1 rRNA gene is annotated in these 271 nt (G+C 53.5%); it reads right to left on the bottom strand.

Annotation, left to right across the window (positions count from 1 at the left end):
- Positions 1–271, bottom strand: a 16S ribosomal RNA gene (locus tag ACTHS3_RS17910); the annotation flags it as partial.

Genomic DNA, 271 nt, shown 5'->3' with positions numbered 1-271 from the left:
ACACTGGGAATTCCGTCCTCCTCTCTCGTACTCAAGCTTTTCAGTTTCAGGCGCACTTCCTCGGTTGAGCCGAGGGCTTTCACACCTGACATAAAAAGCCGCCTGCGCGCGCTTTACGCCCAGTAATTCCGAACAACGCTTGCACCCTCCGTATTACCGCGGCTGCTGGCACGGAGTTAGCCGGTGCTTCCTTTAAAGGTACCGTCAATATAAGGTGGTATTAGCACCCTATAGTTTCGTCCCTCTCGACAGAGCTTTACAACCCGAAGGC

It is taken from the genome of Neisseria sp. P0009.S007 (genome assembly GCF_051962515.1).
Note: the sequence above shows the minus strand (reverse complement) of the source record. Positions and strands in the feature narration are given on the sequence as shown.